Genomic DNA, 20,136 nt, shown 5'->3' with positions numbered 1-20,136 from the left:
AGTTCTTGTAAACCATCCCTGTGAGCGCGGGTATTCCGATATCTCGTTATCAAATTACGATTCTTGTTTTCTGTGATCAGCGTAGCGTCTAAAAATGTGTCTAAGTGTAAGTAATGGATTTTGCGGGGATTTATTTGAAACTGGTCATGGTATAGAGAAACGGAAGTTAAAAAAGTGAGTGAGGGGGTGTGGAAACGTTTGGAAGTAGCTATAATGCGCCCCGCCTCCATGTAGCAATCGAGGCGCGGAAGATCGTCATCTCCGGTGAGGTGGCTGGACTTCAAATCCAGTTGGGGACGCCAGCGTTCCCGGGCAGGTTCGACTCCTGTGATCTTCCGCCAAAATGCCTCTCCTGAGCTCCCTTGAAGTCAACAAAACCCCTGTAATACCTGATAAAAAAAGAGAAATAACCCTAGTATCTGCGTCGGTAGAGGATGTACGTAACGGTGATAATAGTCTGATTTGCAAAGGCGCAGTGGAAGAGATGCTGATGGTGACAAGGTGGTCGCGCTGAATGAAACCGTCGTGAGTTACTGCTGGCGAAAACGAAAGATTACAACGCGCAAGGATTCCGGGTGTTGCTGGTGGCGACCCGAAAACTGGATGATTCAGCGCTGCACCTGCCACTCAGCACGGGTGATGAACAGGGCATAGGTACACGGCATGGTTTAAAAGTTGTACTGGCAATCCTAAATTCTCTTTCGCTCTTTGCCACCCCGGCACTGGCGAATCCAGGCAATGGGAACGGCAATGGTAATAGTGGCAACCATGGCAATAATAGTGATAATCACGGAAATAAAGGGAATGCGCAGAAAGGCAATGCGGGTCAGAAAAATAACGCATCATCCGATCACCGTAAAAAATATGGCAAACCGGATCATGTCGATTCTGATATCAGTTTTTCGGCTGCCCGACATTTGGCGGTGAATTATGGCCTGAAGGGGTGTGGCTCCTTACCACCAGGCATTGCGAAAAAAACGGTTCCGGCATCGATGTTGGGGCAACGGACTTATTATCCTGGCTATGAATGGAAAATAGTAAGGAATGATTTCGTTCTTATTGCACTGAGCACCTCAGTAGTGACCGCAATTATCAATGGCGTGTTTGATTAATTGATTAACAAGCCGGGGAATTTCCCCAGCTTGTGTTATGCTATCTCAATAATAAGTAAACGTCACCGGTAAACTGGCTGTGTAATTACCTGCCGGTATGGTCCCTGTATGTGGAGACACTCTGGCCAATAAGGAGCCATCAAATTGCTTTTGGCTCACAAGAAACGGTGCTTTACTCAGCTCGACCGGCTTCCCGAATTCTACGGCTCCTCCACCTTTCTTCCATGACAAGGTGATATCAACCTTATTATTTGACGTGCTGAGTTTCGAATTACTGCCCCCTGCCAGGGTAACTTCAAATTTGGTGATATCACTGGCACAGTCAATCACAATGGGAACTTCAACGTTACTATCACCTAATAAGGCACCTGAAGTTGTGATCAGCGGAAGTTGCACGGTTTCAGGCAGGCCAAGCCCTTTATTGATTTGGCACTGAGGATTAGTGACCTGCATTGCAATGGGGAGACTTACGCTTGCCTTTTGTGCGGCCTGGTTATTAAACGCCGTTAATGAGCTTAACAGTCCCGCCAGCAATGGGAAAAAAAGACATCTCCTGTCAATCATAGGTCACCTCGACAGTCAGACTGGTGGAAATATTCCCTGCCTGGAGCGTTTCACCCGGAATTTGTTTAGGCAACAGCTGAAACTGACCAAGCGTTTCATTTTTGTTACTTGATGCAGTTGGGAGCGCAAAAGGCTTATTTAATTCTAGCGACTTAAAATCTGTGCCGGCTGGATCTTTCCATGACAACGCAAGCCCAACACCGGATAACCCCGTATTCATCAGGTTAGTGCTGCTCTTGGAAACGCCAGCAGCAGGCGAGAATTTTAGTGAGATCCCGGTTGCGGGCCAACTGCAAGCAATATTCAAATCAACTGTCTGTGGTGTAGTTGCGTTGTTTTCAAGTTGGCTTACACTCACTTGCTGAAAATTAATATTTGCAGGTGATAGTGTTACCGCGCATGTATTTAATGCTATTTCTGCATTAATAGTTACTTTCTTCGGTATTGTTACTGCAAATCCTTTACAACAAGGGAGCATTATCAAGAACAGATATAAACACCACCTTTGCATACAGCCACCAATTATCTATAAACAAGAGAAACATTTAAATAAGTAGATACAGCACCGGAAGGTAGTGGCGTAGAAGGCATAACTTGTACGTCATAATAGACTCTACCAGATGTATCTGAGGCCGATGGGGAAACCATTGGCCATAATGTGTTAAGAGGAATAGTGCGATTGGAATAAGAAGGTGTGCTTATTTTAAAAATTAAATTATTCCCACTCTTGTCTTTGGCACTAAACGTGCCTTGGGAAGCATCTATTGTGTGTTCTGGTTCATACTTGATATATACACCATTTACTGCACCTTTATTTTTACAGGAATAATCTAAGTAGAAATCCTTTTTAATATTTCCGTTATTAATATCTGGCGGGGATAAGCGTCCAAAGTTTAAGTTCTCAGTAGATAAAGACATCGTACAGGTACCTTGATTATATATATTCATTTGTCTCCCCTTTTCAATAACGGAACCAACATTGATAGTTGGGCTATTGTCTAAAACTCCCAACCCGAAACTTGGAGAGGGTATCATTACACTTCGCTGATCATCTACATGATAGTTTTTCCAATATGCTGAACCTATGAGTAATTTAGCTGATCCAATGGTTGTTCCATTAGGCCACTTAGCTTTTTGATCCCAAGGTGTACTCTTTGTCGTCGTCGAGCGTATCTTATTATTCTCGCAGACCATTCCAGTTAATTTCCATTCCGCGCCGGTCACTCCATCTATTGAGATGGTACTACTATCCTTACATTGTAGCCCATCATTTAACCTCATTATCATTCGGCTAATCCCTGTAACTCCATCCATGTAATCGGCGTCACAATACATATCACCATTAATGGTAGCTATAAGCTCCCCTGCATAGTAACTATCCACGGAGGTATAATAACCTGATGCTAAATATTCTGAACCTGCACTTCCTAAATTCCATACGATGCCGAGTCCTGTCCCACAATTTTTTGCACTGGCAGGATGTATCAATAATGAAAATGGTATCAGGAGAGATATAAAAAATTTAAGCATATAGATATCCCATCTACTAATTAATGTTGAGAAATATTATATTCTCTATCAACACCGTAATCATCAAAAGCAACGAAACTAATATTTCCAGTTAGTTTTTTGTTGAGTGATATTTTCTCAAAAGGAGAAAATACAGCTATTTTATTTTTAACATCATCTTCCAGATTTACAGTTTTTCCATTTTGCTTAACATTGATTACCGCAAAATAATATGGAGAGTCATTGAACAACACCGTACTGCTTTCATCATTAATAAGTTTAATGTTCTTTTCTGCATTTTCTCTTTTGTCCTTCAATATATCAGGTCGATATATCATTTTCACCTGAGTGTGAAGGGCGATAGACAATGCATTTGCGCCATCTTTTGGTGCCTTCGGAATCTCCTGTACGTTTATCCAAAAGAGAGATTCTTTATCTTTTGGTAGCGCATCATTAATTTTCAGGATACGCAGGATCTGTTTGTGCTGATCGACCACTTTAAAGAACGTCGGGCTGGGTACAAAATAGACGTTCTTGTCGTCTTGGTCCTGGTTTTCAATCCATATCTGTCCGCCATATTCCTGAGTGGACTGGTTATCAACCTGTACAGAGATATTCTCTCTTTTTTCATCAAACACATAACGTGTGCTGTTAAGGGCAAATGCCGCATGACTTGATGCTGTAAATAACAACAGTGATGCAGAAATGAAAAACTTTCTCAGTGTATTGTTCTTAGCCACACTTAATCTCCTGTACTTTACCCATATCTTTCTGCAGCGATCGTGAATCGAATTTGCAATCACCAACAGAAATGATCCCTTCATCTTTATCTTCAAGATTCATTAACAGAATCCCGCCGTTGTTGACGTAACCAATTTCCTGATTTTCTGCATTTTTAGCGATGCTTCCCATTGGAATAACAAAACCATTACTGCTGATGACTTTTACGATATACGTGTTAATTTTTCTGTATTTCACTTTCTTATAGATAATCGCGTTTTCCGTCGGCGTCACATTGATTGCGTTTTCTGTTAACTCAACGCTCTGTGGCAAGTTATCCGCATTGACGGTGATGGTATTATTGTTATACGCGGTTAACGGTATGACAGCGCGCCCTTTTTTATCGCCAGGCATGGAACCATTAAATCTGACGCCTGGAACATCTTCCATTTGTACAACGGCAATTTCATCATTTTTCACTGGCGTAAAAAGAATACCTGCATCTGGCAGTCCGATAATACTTCCGCCAACCTGGAAGGAAGAGCTGGACGTGCTCCCCATTTGCGAATAGCTGGCCGAGGTTTGAACCTCATCAAACAGATAAGAAGCTGAAATCGCGCTTCCCGTGGTGTTGCGTGACTGACTGATGGATGCGTTATAACTCAGGCGAGAATTAATGCTTCCCGAAACACCGGTATTGAAATTCGTACCATTACGGCGATCGTAATTTATGCCAGAGAAGCTATAGTGCGATTTATCAAACACGCTAAAGGGCACGCTCAGTGAAATACCGGTGTTATAATCGTTTTCCATCCCCTGCAGTCGGGAATACCCGGCATTCAGAGAGACAGAAATATTATTAAAGCTCTTATTGAGATTCAGGTTTGCACCTACCTCACTGGAACTGTCCCAATAGTCTTCCTTCCATGCCGACATGTTGAAGAACACATTCATTTCCGGAAGCTGATAGGTGATAATCGATTCATATCGCTGTTTAGGCCTGTTGTTTAACAGGCTGTAATAGCGATAGTTAAAATCCGTGTAATCAATATAGTTTTCTGAGTTAAAACGATAACCAATCAACTGTAAATTTGCGTTTTCCCCTAAGGCGCGGGCATATTTCACCGATGCGCTAAAGCCGTTCATGGCTTTACCATTATGGTATTTTGCCTGTGACAGATTGCCACTCATTGCCACGGCGCCAAACCAGCCGAAAGAGCGGATCAGACCCAGACCAATGTTGTTATAGTTTTTATCGACCAGTGCAGAGGTATTGAGCGTAAAGGGCTCAAAACCGTAATCATAAGTCATTTGCGCGAATAAGCTGTCATCATCACGCTTGTCACTGTATTGGTCAACTTTACTCCCCACCGCGATATTGTAATTATAATTTCCGGGTTTCAATAAATTTGGCAGCACGGCGACGGGGAATCGCTGTTCTTTTACTGAACCATCCTCTTCATAAATTTTTAAGATAATGTCGCCAGAATATACACCGGTCAGATCGTTAATCACAAAAGGACCCGGTGGAACCACGAACGACTTTAATGTGTATCCACCTTGTTCGACTGTGACACGGGCATGTGTTCTGGCAATACCATTAATGACCGGAGCATAAGACTGCGAGTCCCAGGGATACATATCCTGATTGGACTTTAACTGCGCGCCATAAAAGGTAAAACCATCGTTCAGCGTATTGTAGGACTGGGTTTTACCGATAAGAATATCTGATTTAATCGATTTTATCGCATGTGTTAACAGCAGGTTATTGCTCTCAAACTTTTCTCCCTGATATACATACCCCCTGCCCAGCAGGACCCATTCGCCGATATTAATCTGGCCTTCGATATTACCGTATGTTGTCCGATCCTGGTCAGTCGATTTTGACGTATTAAGATCATAGGCGAGTTTGAAACCGGTACTGCCATAATCCCAGGTACCGCCTTCCTTTTTTGAATCGATAAAGCCAGCCTGAGGCATATCGATTGACAACTCCTGCAAGGAAGGATCCAGTTTCACTTGGCTATTTTTTTCTTTTCCAATATAATAGCACTCTTGGCTAGCATTAAAAAAAGTCTTATAAAATTCTTTGTTAATGTGAATTCCTGAATTTTCTAGCCATTCCTCTGACAGGCAAATATATTCAGAATCTTTTTCATTAATATTTAACTCAACGGAGGCAGCAACTTTTGATTTATTAAATATTATATCGACGAAGTATTTACCAGAAGCGTTTTTGTCGATGTTATTGAGTATCTCAGGTATCTGTTTGCTTCCACCACGAATGAAACTGTAATTAAACTCCTCGGCAAGAGCATATTTTTGAACTAAATGAAAAATAATTAAAAACAAAACCATCCCTTTTTTCATTTATTCTTGCCACCAGTCATAAAATTTAATAAGTAATAGGGAGCAGGCAAGAAAGCACGATGCTCCCTTCTTAGAGTTAACAGCGATTATTTATAAACAATTGAGTAAGTAGCAGCTGCGCTGAAGGCACCCGCAGTAAATGCTGTGCTTGCATTCGGTTTAGCAAGTGCAGCAGCATAATCAAATGACTTGATACCACCCGTTACGTTATAATCAAAAGTGGTGTTCCCTTGTTTAACAGATTTATCTTTAGCACCAGAATTTGAAGCCGTCAGAAGCATAACCGCATTAGTACCATCAGCTACGCTATTGCTCATACCCATTGCATTCAAAGTTGGTGAGCTCCAAGAAATAGTCGCAGCAGTCTTAGTGAGGCAATCTTGTTCTTTAGGGATCAATTTGAAGTTTACGACTGTTCCGGCAGTAGCATTTGTTGCAATTGTCCCTAAATCAACTGTTGAAATATCGCTACCAGTAGAATCTTTAAGATCAATATTACAAGTCGCGCTCGAAACACCCCCCGTAAAGTTTACAGTACCGGTGTTTGGCGCAGCCATAGCACTAGACGCTACACCCAGAACTGCCACAATTGCCGAACCTAAAATCAGCTTTTTCATTTTATACTCCATTAATAGGCTTAATTCATAATTCAGCTCATAACAATCTTAATGAGCGAGACGGAATATATTGCTCTAAAAACTCGCTGGCAAACCAAAAAATAGCAATCATTACTTTTTTATCGGTTTTTTTATTTGCGATTCGGTTAATTGTATTGTTTCAATTTTTATAACTAACTCTTTTATTTTCAATAGAGCTGATAAAAATAGAAAAAGGTGGCAATAAATTCCTCATTACAATGCTCTTTCAGGATAAAAAAATAAAAGGACGCTTTTTTTTATTGACTGGATCTGATTTTCATTTAAATGTCATTTATTTAAGCGGATAGTGACTGGGGGAAACGTGAATAAGATTTACGCGATAAAAAAGAACAGTAAAGGTGAGGTGGTTGTCGTTTCAGAAGTCAGTGAAGGTATAAGGAAGAACATCACTCCACGAGTATCAATAAGCGTACTGCTAGTGAGTATGTTGGGGATATTATGTTCTGCTGCATCAAATGCTTCTGTTGTCAGCAGTGGGGTTAATTATCAAACATATCGCGATTTCGCTGAAAATAAAGGCTCGTTTAAACCAGATGCAGAAAACATCCCGCTATATGATAAAAATGGAAATGTCGTCACCACGTTAAATAAAGCGCCCATGATAGATTTCAGTTCTAATGACAGGACTGGGGTTGCTACATTAGTTGCGCCACAATATATCGTCAGCGTTAAGCACAATGTGGGCTATAAAAAGGTGAAGTTTGGTTACAACGACGACACTACCTACACCCTGGTTGACAGAAATAACCACAAGCGAGACTTCCATACCCCCCGACTAAACAAAATTGTGACAGAGGTTAGCGCTCTGGATATGACTGACGCGGGAACGGCCAAAGGCACATATCAGAATCAGGAGCGGTTCCCCGTTTTCTATCGGGTCGGTACGGGAACGCAATATGTAAAAGATGAGAGTGGTAAACTGACTAAGCTGTCAGGGGCATACTCGTATAAAACCGGGGGGATCGTAAATCATCCGTTTATTTCTGACTGGAGTTTTGTCACTAATACAACAAATACGCCACTTTCCACCTATGGCACACCTGGCGACAGTGGTTCCCCACTTTTTGCCTGGGATGCTAAGCAAAATAAATGGGTTGTCACTGCCGTGCTCAATTCTTACGCAGGTGTGAATGGAAAAACTAACTGGTATACGATCATCCCTGTCGGAGATGTGGCTGATACCATGAAACAGGACGCTGATGCTCCCATTAAATCACAACAAAATGATGGAGATATTCGCTGGTCATATGATGATAACACAGGCGTTGGCACATTAACCCAGGGTGCAGCCTCATGGTCAATGCATGGCAATTTCGGCCCTACTGCGCCAACCTCATTAAACAGCGGTAAAGATCTCACCTTCCAGGGCGGTGGCACCGTTGTATTAGAACATGCCGTTAACCAAGGTGCAGGAACGCTGACTTTTGATGACGATTATACGGTCAAACCACTCGACTCTCAGACCTGGGAAGGTGGTGGGATCATTATCAACGGCGATCATAGCGTTGACTGGCAAGTTAATGGTGTTCAGGGCGATAACCTGCACAAACTTGGTGTCGGGACATTAAAAGTTAACGGCACGGGAATCAACCCCGGAGGGCTGAATGTTGGCGAAGGAACTGTCGTCCTGGCACAACGGCCGGATAGCGATGGTAATGTTCAGGCCTTTAATAATGTCAGTATTGTAAGCGGTCGCCCAACCGTTGTTTTAAGCGATGACAAACAGGTTAATCCCGATAATATCAAATGGGGCTATCGCGGCGGTAAGCTCGATATCAACGGTAACAGCCTCACCTTCCATCAGTTAAACGGCGCCGACGATGGGGCGATTCTGACCAACAGCGGAAGTCAGGCCTCCGTTAACCTGGATTTCAACAAGCCAGATGCCACGACGGCGGTTGCCAACATCTGGCACGGCCATTTTACCGGTAATGTTGATGTTAAAAATACCGTGACGCCCGGAACGCAGAACGACTTTGTCATGGATGGTGGGATGAACACGGAGGGAAACTTCACCCAGCATAATGGCCGCCTGTTTATTCAGGGGCATCCGGTTGTACATGCCGTCAGTACTCAGGCTGTCGCGGATAAGCTGAAGGCGCTTGGCGACAATTCTGTCCTCACTCAGCCGGTTTCCTTTACCCAAAGTGACTGGGAGACCCGCCAGTTCAGCCTGAAACAGCTTAATCTTTACAATACTGATTTCAGTCTGGCGAGGAATGCCAGCCTCAATACAACGCTTTTTGCAGACCATTCCGCCGTGACGCTGGGTAGTGAAGATCTCTATATCGATCTCAATGACGGTAACGGTGTGAAAACCACGCCGTCATTCGGGCAGTCAAAAGCGACAAACGACGCCGATCGGAGCCGTTTCATCGGCCGCGTACAGCTGAATAACGGTTCTACTCTTAAGATTAATGAGCATTTTACCGGCGGGATTGACAGCGCAGACAGCTCGGTGACGGTGGCGTCCACCGATGCCGTTCTCAACCAGAAAAGCAGCTTCAGCCACTCATCGCTGTCGCTGGCGAATGGCGCGAAGCTGACGGCAACCTTGGGTCTGATTTCTGACAGTGAAGTGGCTGCCGGTGCGGGATCGACACTTTCGCTGTTGTCCGGACAGTACTCGGCTGAGCGCTGGCGCTTTAACGGCCAAGGCACCGCGCTGAATGTCGGCACGGGTAGCGTAATAACGGGAAATATTCAGGCGAATGATACTGCCAGCCTGAATTTTGGTACAGCAGAGGAAGCCAGTGAGAATCTGTTCACGGCTTATGGTGGCAACCTGAATGCGCCCCTCGCCGGTGCGACGATGACGAATACTCTCTGGCAGGCAGACGGACAGTCCATGGTGAAATCCCTCAACCTGGACGGTTCGCAAGTGCGCTTCAGCAAAGCCGGCTCACCAGGCTCTCTGACAGTAGACACCCTGACTGCAAGCAACAGCCAATTCGTCATGAACACTGATGGAAAAACGGCAGATACGGTAACGGTTAACCAGTCGCTGTCCGGTAAAAACAATGCGCTGGTTGTTGTCCCGTCTGTGGCTTCAGTGAGCCAGGGAATGTCATCCGTAGCGTTAGTCACAGCACCGAAAACGACGGCTGCCGATGTGTTCACGCTCAAACCAGTGACACAGCGCGCGGGTATTCATACCTTCACGCCGCAATTGGGCATCGTGGAGAGCGAAAACAGTAAACAATGGCGGCTGGAAGGATTTGACGTGCAGCAGGACAACGCGGCGCTGCAGGCCAGCAAATCAGTTATGAATGCGGGATATAAAAACTTCCTGACAGAGATGAACAACCTGAACTACCGCATGGGCGATCTGCGCAACACCCACGGTGAAACCGGGGCGTGGGCGCGAATCTTCAGCGGTACGGGTTCCGCTGAGGCGGGCAATTCCAACAGCTGGACACATCTGCAGATTGGAGCCGACAGAAAGCACGCGTTTGACGGCGGTGATCTGTTTACCGGTGTGACGGCAACGTTCACTCACAATAGCAGCCATGGTGATGGCTGGTCCGGTCAGACAAAATCAACCGGTATCGGTTTCTATGCTTCCGCGATGTTTGACTCCGGGCTGTATGTGGATGCAATCGGTAAATATGTCCGCCACGATAACCACTATTCGGCAAGCGAAATCGAAATGCCGGAGCAGGATTACCGCTCACATTCCTGGTATCTGGGCACAGAAACCGGCTGGCGCTTCTCGTTACCTGACGAAACCTTTATTCAGCCGCAGACGGAATTGGTTTATGGCTGGGTGTCAGGAAACCGGTTTGACTGGCAATCTGCAGGCTCAGACATCCGTATGCAGCGTAAGCAGGATAATCCATTGATAGGTCGTACCGGCGTTGATATCGGTAAAACCTTCACAGGTAAAGACTGGAAGTTGACCGCGCTGACGGGCGTTCATTATCAGTATGACCTGTTTAATCCTGCGAAGACGGTCATTCGTGATTTTGCCGGGAAAACGTCCATCAGAAATGGTAAAGATAGCCGGGTAAACTTTAATTTCGGTGTCAATGCTGAAATAAAAGAAAACACCAGGATTAGTCTTGATTTTGAGCGTTCGGCGTTTGGTCATTACGATATTGATAAGGCAATTAACGCCAACATTCGTTATTCATTTTGATTTTAAATTTTGAGCAAGTAAAAGCCTGAATCGATAGTTCAGGTTTTTTTATGGATTAATTGCAAGTGATAATTAAATCCATTTACACTATAAGTTGTGGTACATAATTTTATCGCAATGGACTATTTTTTAGGGTGGTTTTTGTACTTTTCATACCTTATAGTCACTTTTAGTTAAGGTGTCTAATACATTTGATAGCGAAGAGTTCTTATGTCCATTGCTTTTTTATTGGCAAGTAAAAATGCTTTTTTCAATTACGGATTATCATTGCTCACCAATGACAATTCAGATATTAAATGTTACGAGTACAGGAATTTTTATTCTGCTCATGAAATACTGAATAAATATAAAAAAGTCTATTTGGTTTGTGACAGGGATGATTACTTATCTTACTGCTTTTTGATGGAAAAATTCCCGGTAACCTGCCTCTGCTTTAAGCAGGTATCATACCAGAATGAGCAGCTGCGTGTATTCTCAAGCCGAACACCTTCGCCTGCTTCAGTGTTCAATGGCTTGACGGATGATGAACGAAAAATAGTCTATCTGTATTTTTTTAAGAGGAAGAGAATCGGAGAAATCGCGACGCTAACGCAGCTAAAAGAGAGCAGTATTTATTATAAAATACAATCGATTAAACGCAAACTGGGGGCAGAATCCAGCCGAAAGCTTCCAATATTGCTTAAGAATTTTTTTCTTGCACCGAATGTGTGATTACCATATTTCCGCACTATTTCTCATTGAAAATATTAAAATTGTTAATTATCTCACCAAAGCCACTGGGTAACTCTTTGTATTTCAAAGAAATACATAGTTAAAAAACAAATAATTAGAATTATACACTTTTTCTATTATTAAAAAATTCCGAGTTTACATGGCTGATAACCCATGAAATTATATGCATGCAAAGCATGGGGGTGACTGTATGAATAGCCAAAGTGCTTTAAGTAACCTTATTTTTCCGGCTAAGGAAAATTTTGCACACAACAATCTGTTGGTGCTGAAAAAAATCCGTTTTTATAACTGTGCGATTATCTATCTGCGGGATGCGCAACTGCTTATAAAAACAAAAGATGGGCAGTCCTTTAATGTTCCCCCTGAATCACTTTGTTACGTCGAAAAAAACACCGTGATTGATATTACATTAAAAGTGTTAGGCAAAGGTGTTCCCTATGAGCTCTATCAAGTTGACAGTGATGTATTGAGTTGTATCTGTAAAGTGATGGAACCGCTTCTGTTGGATCCGCAAAGCGTTAACCAGATGCGACGTAAAATATTTACTTGTCCTGTTGATGAAACAGATACAAAAATTTTCAAACGATTAACTGGAAGCGATGTCCCACAACACCGACAAGTTTATAAAATAACTTATCTTCTTTCTAAAATGAGGGATATAGAATCGTTAGTTTATTCCTTGTCAGTATCAACGGATACCACCTTTACTGAGCGGCTGAAGTCAATCATTGAAGCTGATCTCTCTAAATCTTGGAAGCTGGCAGATCTGGCGAGCATTTTACATATGTCGGAGGTGTCGATTCGTAAAAAGCTGGAGAAAGAGAGTAATAATTTTAATACGCTAGTGCTGGATATTCGCATGCATCAGGCGGCAAAACTCATCACCACTACCGAGAAGCATATTAATAGAATCGCCAATGAAGTGGGCTACACCAGTACATCTTATTTTATTCGTAACTTTAAAGAGTTCTTTGGCATTACACCGAAGCAGTTTGCTTTGAAAGTAAAAAAATAGTCCTGATGATTTATACATACCATTTTCCTTAAATTATTCTTCTATATCTTTAAGGAACTCCACAGAAAAAAACGGCTTTGGCGCAACAGGTGGGGGGATTGCTGAAATCTTTATCCGGCCTCCCCCCACAAAAAATAAAGCCGCCGATCGGTTAATCAGCGGCTTTCTGTCACCTGCAGTTACGTCAGAAGTTATATTTCACGCCCAGCATACCGCGGGTATCGCTGTAGCCTTTATCGCCGACCTGTTGGGCCACGTTGCTCCACACGTTGAGCCGCGGAGTGATTTGGCCTTCAACGCCGACTTTCAGCTCACCAATGTTCTTGGTGCCACGCATGTCGTTGCTCACATCGTCCATCTTCACGCGAGTCGTCTGCGTGTTGTGGATCCAGTTGGCTTCAACAAACGGCTGGAACTCACGAGATTTACCGTCGTCGATGGCGTTGTGACCGTTGATAAAGGCTTTTACCCCCAGACGGGTCATCAGGTTGCCATCGGTGTTGTCCTTCACGCGGGTGCCGTTCGCTTCGCGGTGGCTGTCGGCCTGCACGTCCATCCACACCACCTGAGCTTTCGGTTGCAGCCAATAGCTGTTGCGCTCGTTTTCACCCAGTTTGAAGCTGTAACCGGCTTCAACAGAGGCGGTGATCCCGCTGGATTTATATTTCTCCGTCGCCTGCTCCTGGCCCATCACCTTGTTATCAAACCAGTTGTACAGCATCCAGGTGTCTACATAAGTGCCGGTCTTGTCAGCGTCATTGGCATACCAGGTGCCGTACAGCCCCACGCTGTAACCGGTGACCTGACCACGTGAATGGTAGCCGGTCAGACTGGACTGCGTGCGGTTCTGGCTGTTGGCATAACCAGCCATCGCGCCGAGGTGCCAGCGGTCGAGACCGTCGCAACTCCACTGCGCCAGGTCACCGCCTAACTGCAGGACATAGCTGTTGCTTTGGGTTTTCAACTGCCCGCTACCGTCTTTGAAGCGGGTATGTGCCCCGACGTTACGCATCCACAGACTGGTGACTTTTTTCTCGCCCGTCAGCATATCGACGTACTGCGTTTCGCCCAGACGATCGTGGAGTCGGGTCATGAACAGCGTGTTAGCAGCGTAGTTGTTCGCCAGATAACTGCCTGCTTCCGGGCGGTACTGCTGCTCAGTGACAGGGGGCGCAACAGGTTCTTCCGGCTCAGGGATAATCGGGTCGACAGGATCGACCGGGTCCGGATCGACGGGGTCCGGCTCTTCCGGATCCGGCGGAGCAGGAATAAAGCTGGTCAGATACCAGTTGCTGCCCTTTTGCACCACGTTATAGTCGTACGCACCGGCAACAATACGGCCCGCTTTCTCAAAAGTACCGTCAGAATTACCGGCCACTTCGATGATCTCAATACCTTCAATGGTTTGCGCCCCGGTTCCGCCAATATTGTTCACTGCCACAAATGCGTTACCCGCGGTGTTGCCGAGCACTTTCAGCTTGTCGGTTTCGGAGGCATCGTCATTCAGGACGGTATTGAAAACGAGTTTTCCGCCGTTGCCGGTAAAATCTTCATTGATAGTAAGCGTCTGCCACGGTTCGCCGTCAGCATGCCCAAAGTTCACTACTGACCCGCCGTTCAGCGTCAGGTCAGTGAGCGTTGAGCTGTTGGTCATGTTCCAGGTCGCATCGCTCATTTGCAGCGAGATAACCCCCGTCCCGGCAGTGGCGCTGGTGACGTATGACGCCCCACTCCACAACGAGTTGTCGGTCATATTGAGTTTGATAGTACTGTTTTGCTGCGGCTGGGTGTTGTTTGCGGCAGTAGCACCGGCTGCGTGAAGATCGCCGTCGATAAGGAAACGCCCGCCAGCAGAACCGTCGACGATGCCGCCCGTTTCTGTACTGATGGCATAGCTTTCATTGCTGTGATTGCCCGCCATGGTAATGGCGGCGCCACCTGCCAGGTTTATCGTACCGCGTGAAATCGCATACAGGCCGCGTGGCGCTTTGCTGTATGACGCCGCTTTCGCCGAATTGTTGACGTTGATCGTTGCGTTTTCGCCGAGATTCACGGTTGCATTGGTGGAATAAACCGCATGTGCGCTGACGCCGTTGACCGTAATCGTGGCATTGTTGCCCAGTTCCGTTTTGGAAGATGAGGCGGCATAAATCCCCGTCGAGGAAGCACCCGACGTCTCGATGGTGGCGTCATTGCCAAGGCGGATTGAGGACCCGCTCTGCCCGGTACGGAGACCTTCTGAGCTGTTACCGGTAGTCACAATGTGTGCCCGGTCGCCGACGATAATCGTATTTTTAGCCAGCGTTTCGTCTCTCATCGCGTTTGCCGTGATGCCGCGCCCCTGGTTACCGGTGGTTTGAATATACAGATCGTCGCCGACGTAAATGTTGGCCGAGCCTTTCCAACCCTGCCCATTATTATAGGCGTTGTAACCGGCGTTAATACCATCACCATCCTGGCCGTCCACATAAATACTGGTGCGATCCCCGGTGATAATAAAGACTGGGTTATCCGGCGTATTAGCCCCGTGCGTGCGGATACCGTCAACATCTTTACCATTATTAGCGGCATTCTTTGACTGTGTGCGAATCGTCAGGTCGTCACCGAAAATAACGCCCGGGCTACCCGTCGTGCTGTTCTGAATAACGGTAATGGTGTGTTCGAAGGCTTCTCCTCCTGGCCCATTCAGCGTTAATCCATGACCATAAACGGGAATGGTACCGGCACTCCACTGATAAACATAATTCGGCGTATCGCTGGTTTTTTCGAAACTGGCATTCGCCTGTGCAGGAAATAAAGCCTGCAACTCCGGCGAAAGACTGCTCACCATTCCACTGGCAGGAAGACTATCAATATCAATCCAGGCCGCGTGGGTTGAAAATACCATTGACGTTAACGCGGTTGATACCGCTATCGCAATGCGTGAGTAATGCTTAGGTTTTCTCATAATAGCCTCCTGCTTTCGGGCGTAGGGCGTCCACCACATCGCAAAGATGTGAAAATAGTAAAAATCAAAAATACGTTATAAAATATTCGACAGTATTTGATGAATGCTATGGCCTAATTTATCTTCAAGCCTGAGCTTGTAGACATATATTTTCTTAATATCTATATTATCTATTTTGGTAATTTGCTGAATACTTTTTCCTGACACAAATCGCTTCAGTAATATCATTTCTGTATAGTTGAGTGTGCGTCCGCGTTTACTGTTCGCAAGGTGGCCGGTAAATAATCGGCGAATTTTCTGATGCTGAACTTCATCATCATCATCGGAATATATAATCCCTTGTATTTTATTGCTTTTCGACAGCCAGTAGTTGGCTAACGGCGCGAGATTCCTGTCCGCTATCAACACAATATACATACCGCTGTAGGCCAGCCGGTCAACCCATTGCGGATCGGCGAACAGGCGCAGGTTTGGGAAGGAAAAGTCCACAAAAATAAACCCACGCGACAAATGATTTTGATTATTAAGGAGAAGTTTTTCAATAATTCCTTTTTGCAGAAAACTATTTCCCTCTGGCCAGATCGCAAAAGTGGCTCGGTGACAGTAGTTGGCGCGTACCACAGTATCCGGAAATAATTGACAGGATAATTCACAGCTTATGCAACGAACACTCTGTGATGGTGATCTCTTCATCAAAAATGACTCCTGTTATTTTTCCATAAATATTTCATTGGTAAATAAATGTGTCAATCCGACACGTATGACATTCCTTGTCAGTTAATAACAGTGACACTTAAAAAATGTAATAAACTCCTGATACGCTATTATGTATAGGCTGTAAGCAATGCGATTGCGCTAAGCTTTTTTCTGCTTTATCTAAGAATAACAGTCTGGGCATTAGGAATTTTATGCATAAATCCAAATCCCAGAATAAAAATTAAAAAAGCACTATTTGCTAAAAATTAACCAATGAAAGGGGCTCTTATTAATTACACAATCCTGATAACTCAATCCCCCTTGAAGTGCTGTTGATAAATATAATGAGAATTCAGATAAAACTGTAATGAATTCTCATTATTTAACATTAGTTAATACTCACCTAAGAATTTACACACGTAACACATTGTATTTAAAGTGTTTTTAATCCTTAAGTGAAATTCTTATCTTCGATCACGTACAAAGAGTGAGGCATATTCACGATTTGGATGTAAAATTTAAGGTATGTGTAGGCACATGCGGTGATACGTTATAGTTACTGAGGGCTGGGCAATTGTACCTTATCAATCAGTTGGTCGAATTTAATCCTGACAGCAAAAGTCTGGTCAATCGTCAGACCGGGCGCGCAATACAACTTCAGCTCCCAGCTTCGCTTTGCTTTCTCTATTTAATTACTCACGCAAGTGACATTGTTTCGCAGAACACATTGATAAAAGTGGGTTGGGGTGAGAGAAATAATGTGACCACAACCAACACATTTTACCAGGCTATTCTGACGCTACGTAACGCGCTGGCGGATGTGGGTCTGCCACGTGATACGGTGAAAACTATTTCACGACGCGGACTCAGATTAAATGGAAATACGCAGGTAGAGGCGATAACGCATCCTCAGAGTGAAGTTTTCCAGTCACCGCTAATAGAGGAATACGCGCCCCCAAAGATAATTACTCTCGCGACACAACAAACGACGCGGGTCCCCTGGTGGAATATTATATTTAGCGCTGGCATCGTTATTGCCACATTGATTATCTGGCTGGTGTGGTATCAGACACGTCCTGTTATGCCGTTTAGTAAATTCATTTCTGTTTCTATGCAGGTCCCATCTCGGCAAAACTGTAAAATTTATTACTCACTGAATGATCACGATCAGGAAAATTATTTCAATCTGATGCAACTGCACCCTTCTCTCTGTGAAAACAACAAGCATGTTTTCCTTTCCGGCTACCGTAAAGCGGAGAGGATCGTAGCATTTGTTTGTGATAAAGATGCACGGGTAGATGCGTACGCGTTTTGTACTACCCATTATTACTGGATGCGCGGGCAATGAAAAAAATACACCACCTTATTTTAATCGTAATCGGCGTGGCGACATTGCTCGGCTCAGGCGGATGGCTATGGCATTCACGCTATGCCGAAAAGCAGCTAAATTGCGTTGGAAATGTCGAATGGAATATTGGCAGCAACCGCTTTGCAGGTACGGTTTCATTTCGGATGTACAAAGATGCAGGGCTAGCGACCATTACCGGAAAACTGTACGGACGTAATACCTCAGACATTAGCAGGAACATCTATTTCAGTTATACCCGGCAGCACGAAGCCCGAGTGCTACAGGCAATGCAGGTGGTCAAAACCTTCGCTGATAGCGCCGATGAAGCTGATATTAACAACACATTACCCGGATTTTACCGTCAAAGCGGACGAAACCTGAGCCTGGTCATGGAGGAGTATAAGGGCGCATGGATTTTTGCCAGCTCAAATGTCCCCTCGCTGTATTGCCGCAAAAGGTAACGTCATATCCGGATACAAAAAGCACGCCCCCTTCAATAGAATTCATATTTGCCATCATCGACTTACGCGACATGGGTCACTGAATCCACTCATATCCCATTGCTATTCTTCATCCCGAATCAGGAAACATCCTGAATACCACGATATCCATTGCGCAATAATTAAGCGAAATGGGCGTTTTATTTTGCCCAGAAGACTTCAACCTACGGATGGATATTTGGAGAAGACGTGGACAGGGGCGTTTATCTCTCTCGCGAGCAATGTCTGAGCGTTCAGGCGTTATCGCATTTCAGGAAACGGTGTGTTTCCGGTGTATTTTTGGCGTACATATGAGGGATACGTAATGTTTACTTTTAAAAAGTGCCTGATTGCACTTTCTATAAATTTGGCCGTTGTTTCATCAGGTTTTGCTTGTACGACCCTATTGGTCGGTAATGAAGCATCAGCGGACGGCTCCATGCTGGTAGCCCGTAGCGCTGACAGTGATGCCCTGAAAGCGCAGCATTTTGTCATTCATCCGGCCAAGCAGAATCAGACCGGGGTATACAGCACCAAAGCACATAATGGCGCAAATGACTTTACCTGGCCGCTACCCAAAAACTCTCTGCGTTATACCACCGTTCCAAACTGGAAAACCCAACTGCACGGCGCGACCGGATTTAACGAATTGGGCGTTGGCGTGAGCGGTACAGAATCTATTTTTGCCTCAGCAAAAGCGCTGGCTGCCGACCCCTATGTCGAGGATAAAGGGATCACCGAAGATGATATCCCGGATATTCTGTTGTCCCAGAGCAAAACCGCGCGTGAAGCCGTGGCGCTACTGGGTCATATCGTTGAGACCGTCGGCGCTGGGGAAGGTTTTGGCGTGGCCGTCGTCGACGATAACGAAATCTGGTACCTGGAAACCGGCAGCGGTCACCAGTGGATGGCGCAGCGCCTGCCGAATAACCAGTATTTTGCCACCGGTAATCAGGGCCGCTTACAGGATTACGACCCTAAAAACCCGGACATGATGGCGTCAAAAAACCTGATTCAATTTGCGACCGAAAAAGGTCTGTACGAACCGGCAAAAGATGGCAAATTCAACTTCTCCAAAGCCTATACCCGTGATGATGAGCGTGACCGCACGTATAACGATCCTCGCGTATGGACCATCCAGAAAGAGTTCAATCCTTCCGTAAATCAGGATATGGCCAAAGGACGCGAATTCCCGGTGTTCATGACGCCAGAGAAGAAGATGACGCTGGATGATGTGAAGGCCGTGCTGCGTAACCATTACGAAGGCACCAGCCATGACCCGTACACCAACGGTCTGAACGGCAAAGAGCCATGGCGTCCGGTTAGCGTCTTCCGCACCTATGAAGCGCACGTGATGCAGGTCCGTCCGTGGTTGCCAAAAGAGATTGGTGAAACGACCTACATTGGTCTGGGTATGGCCGACCTCACCGCGTTTGTTCCGTACTACAGCGGCCTGAAAGCGTATCCGGCAAACTATACGATGGGCACCGATAAAGCGGACGATCAGTCCATTTACTGGAAATACCGTAAGTTACAGACGCTGACGATGACCGATTATCCGAAGCTCGCGCCAATCGTCAAAAAAGCCTACAAAGCATGGGAAGATAAAGTGGCGAAGGAGCAAAAAGAGGTCGAAGCAAAATATCTGAAGATGGCAAAAACCGATAAACCTGCCGCAGATAAGATGCTGAATGACTTCAACCTGCGCATCATGGCCGATGCCGAGAAGCTGACGGAAGATCTGACTAATCAGCTGTTTACCATCCGCACTAAAGACATTCAGTCTGATATCTTCTTTGCAAACGCTGCGAAAAAAGACTGAGTAACGACACGATGACATGCTGGCG

The 20,136-nt window shown here is 45.1% G+C and carries 15 protein-coding genes, 1 tRNA gene and 1 pseudogene; 9 read left to right on the top strand and 8 right to left on the bottom strand.

The genetic code is table 11. The annotated features are described in order from the left end of the window. The first annotated feature begins 246 nt into the window (after positions 1-246). From HVZ52_RS00340 to HVZ52_RS00330, 3 genes and pseudogenes are all read left to right on the top strand, one after another. Positions 247-341: transfer RNA gene (locus HVZ52_RS00340), tRNA-Sec, on the top strand. Between the two features lie 74 nt (positions 342-415). Next, a pseudogene (locus HVZ52_RS00335) lies at positions 416-611 on the top strand (hypothetical protein); the annotation flags it as partial. A 39-nt stretch (positions 612-650) separates the two neighbouring features. Further along, on the top strand, positions 651-1,112 hold the full coding sequence (locus HVZ52_RS00330; RefSeq protein WP_181599262.1) for an anti-virulence regulator CigR family protein: 462 nt from the start codon (positions 651-653) through the stop codon (positions 1,110-1,112). A 45-nt stretch (positions 1,113-1,157) separates the two neighbouring features. On the opposite strand, the gene HVZ52_RS00325 is transcribed toward HVZ52_RS00330, so the two are convergent. The 6 genes from HVZ52_RS00325 to HVZ52_RS00300 all read right to left on the bottom strand — a co-directional run bounded on the left by HVZ52_RS00325 (position 1,158) and on the right by HVZ52_RS00300 (position 6,892). Next, positions 1,158-1,676 carry a fimbrial protein gene (locus HVZ52_RS00325; protein ID WP_181598739.1) on the bottom strand — a complete coding sequence of 173 codons (519 nt, stop codon included), beginning with the start codon at positions 1,674-1,676 and terminating at the stop codon, positions 1,158-1,160. Further along, on the bottom strand, positions 1,669-2,187 hold the full coding sequence (locus HVZ52_RS00320; protein WP_103767027.1) for a fimbrial protein: 519 nt from the start codon (positions 2,185-2,187) through the stop codon (positions 1,669-1,671). The genes HVZ52_RS00325 and HVZ52_RS00320 overlap by 8 nt, the downstream gene beginning before the upstream one ends. A gap of 11 nt (positions 2,188-2,198) precedes the next feature. Beyond that, positions 2,199-3,206: a fimbrial protein gene (locus HVZ52_RS00315; RefSeq protein ID WP_181598738.1), complete on the bottom strand. Its 1,008-nt coding sequence runs from the start codon at positions 3,204-3,206 to the stop codon at positions 2,199-2,201. Between the two features lie 20 nt (positions 3,207-3,226). Beyond that, positions 3,227-3,925: a fimbrial chaperone gene (locus tag HVZ52_RS00310; protein WP_249417948.1), complete on the bottom strand. Its 699-nt coding sequence runs from the start codon at positions 3,923-3,925 to the stop codon at positions 3,227-3,229. Further along, positions 3,918-6,275: a PefC/AfrB family outer membrane usher protein gene (gene pefC, locus HVZ52_RS00305; protein WP_181598736.1), complete on the bottom strand. Its 2,358-nt coding sequence runs from the start codon at positions 6,273-6,275 to the stop codon at positions 3,918-3,920. The genes HVZ52_RS00310 and pefC overlap by 8 nt, the downstream gene beginning before the upstream one ends. An 86-nt stretch (positions 6,276-6,361) precedes the next feature. Next, complete coding sequence (locus tag HVZ52_RS00300; protein WP_049282824.1) at positions 6,362-6,892, bottom strand: fimbrial protein; 531 nt, start codon at positions 6,890-6,892, stop codon at positions 6,362-6,364. A gap of 343 nt (positions 6,893-7,235) precedes the next feature. Between HVZ52_RS00300 and HVZ52_RS00295 the strand changes: the two genes are divergently transcribed. The 3 genes from HVZ52_RS00295 (at position 7,236) to HVZ52_RS00285 (ending at position 12,819) form a co-directional block, all read left to right on the top strand. Further along, the gene (locus tag HVZ52_RS00295; protein ID WP_181598735.1) at positions 7,236-11,072 is read left to right on the top strand and encodes a S6 family peptidase; all 3,837 of its coding nucleotides are present in this window, start codon (positions 7,236-7,238) and stop codon (positions 11,070-11,072) included. Positions 11,073-11,282: 210 nt separating this feature from the next. Continuing rightward, positions 11,283-11,783 (top strand): sigma-70 region 4 domain-containing protein, encoded by a 501-nt coding sequence (locus HVZ52_RS00290; protein WP_181598734.1) that lies wholly within the window; start codon positions 11,283-11,285, stop codon positions 11,781-11,783. Positions 11,784-11,994: 211 nt separating this feature from the next. Next, positions 11,995-12,819 carry an AraC family transcriptional regulator gene (locus tag HVZ52_RS00285; protein WP_049282827.1) on the top strand — a complete coding sequence of 275 codons (825 nt, stop codon included), beginning with the start codon at positions 11,995-11,997 and terminating at the stop codon, positions 12,817-12,819. A gap of 184 nt (positions 12,820-13,003) precedes the next feature. Here the strand turns inward: HVZ52_RS00285 and HVZ52_RS00280 are convergent, their stop codons facing one another. Together HVZ52_RS00280 and HVZ52_RS00275 are read right to left on the bottom strand one after the other, a co-directional pair. Then, positions 13,004-15,766: an autotransporter outer membrane beta-barrel domain-containing protein gene (locus HVZ52_RS00280; protein WP_181598733.1), complete on the bottom strand. Its 2,763-nt coding sequence runs from the start codon at positions 15,764-15,766 to the stop codon at positions 13,004-13,006. 75 nt (positions 15,767-15,841) lie between these two features. Then, the gene (locus HVZ52_RS00275) at positions 15,842-16,459 is read right to left on the bottom strand and encodes a helix-turn-helix transcriptional regulator (protein WP_016157783.1); all 618 of its coding nucleotides are present in this window, start codon (positions 16,457-16,459) and stop codon (positions 15,842-15,844) included. A gap of 577 nt (positions 16,460-17,036) precedes the next feature. Here HVZ52_RS00275 and HVZ52_RS00270 point away from each other — a divergent pair. The 3 genes from HVZ52_RS00270 to HVZ52_RS00260 all read left to right on the top strand — a co-directional run bounded on the left by HVZ52_RS00270 (position 17,037) and on the right by HVZ52_RS00260 (position 20,111). Next, the gene (locus HVZ52_RS00270; RefSeq protein WP_181598732.1) at positions 17,037-17,810 is read left to right on the top strand and encodes a winged helix-turn-helix domain-containing protein; all 774 of its coding nucleotides are present in this window, start codon (positions 17,037-17,039) and stop codon (positions 17,808-17,810) included. Next, entirely contained in the window at positions 17,807-18,271 is a 465-nt protein-coding gene (locus HVZ52_RS00265; protein WP_016155024.1) for a hypothetical protein, read from the top strand. Before HVZ52_RS00270 ends, HVZ52_RS00265 begins: the two co-directional genes overlap by 4 nt. Before the next feature lie 343 nt (positions 18,272-18,614). Then, on the top strand, positions 18,615-20,111 hold the full coding sequence (locus HVZ52_RS00260; RefSeq protein ID WP_016155025.1) for a C69 family dipeptidase: 1,497 nt from the start codon (positions 18,615-18,617) through the stop codon (positions 20,109-20,111). The last annotated feature ends 25 nt before the right edge of the window (positions 20,112-20,136 follow it).

Origin of the sequence: Citrobacter sp. RHB36-C18 (assembly GCF_013814485.1) — a bacterium.
In the GTDB taxonomy this organism is placed as follows: Bacteria; Pseudomonadota; Gammaproteobacteria; order Enterobacterales; family Enterobacteriaceae; genus Citrobacter; species Citrobacter braakii.
The sequence above is the reverse complement of the archived record's forward strand: the minus strand, read 5'-3'. Positions and strand labels throughout refer to the sequence as shown.

Excerpts from the sequence above, each read along its gene's own strand:
- HVZ52_RS00325 (WP_181598739.1), bottom strand. The coding sequence starts at position 1,676 with ATGATTGACAGGAGATGTCTTTTTTTCCCATTGCTGGCGGGACTGTTA.
- HVZ52_RS00320 (WP_103767027.1), bottom strand. The coding sequence starts at position 2,187 with ATGCAAAGGTGGTGTTTATATCTGTTCTTGATAATGCTCCCTTGTTGT.
- HVZ52_RS00315 (WP_181598738.1), bottom strand. The coding sequence starts at position 3,206 with ATGCTTAAATTTTTTATATCTCTCCTGATACCATTTTCATTATTGATA.
- pefC (WP_181598736.1), bottom strand. The coding sequence starts at position 6,275 with ATGAAAAAAGGGATGGTTTTGTTTTTAATTATTTTTCATTTAGTTCAA.
- HVZ52_RS00300 (WP_049282824.1), bottom strand. The coding sequence starts at position 6,892 with ATGAAAAAGCTGATTTTAGGTTCGGCAATTGTGGCAGTTCTGGGTGTA.
- HVZ52_RS00290 (WP_181598734.1), top strand. The coding sequence starts at position 11,283 with ATGTCCATTGCTTTTTTATTGGCAAGTAAAAATGCTTTTTTCAATTAC.
- HVZ52_RS00285 (WP_049282827.1), top strand. The coding sequence starts at position 11,995 with ATGAATAGCCAAAGTGCTTTAAGTAACCTTATTTTTCCGGCTAAGGAA.
- HVZ52_RS00280 (WP_181598733.1), bottom strand. The coding sequence starts at position 15,766 with ATGAGAAAACCTAAGCATTACTCACGCATTGCGATAGCGGTATCAACC.
- HVZ52_RS00275 (WP_016157783.1), bottom strand. The coding sequence starts at position 16,459 with ATGAAGAGATCACCATCACAGAGTGTTCGTTGCATAAGCTGTGAATTA.
- HVZ52_RS00265 (WP_016155024.1), top strand. The coding sequence starts at position 17,807 with ATGAAAAAAATACACCACCTTATTTTAATCGTAATCGGCGTGGCGACA.
- HVZ52_RS00260 (WP_016155025.1), top strand. The coding sequence starts at position 18,615 with ATGTTTACTTTTAAAAAGTGCCTGATTGCACTTTCTATAAATTTGGCC.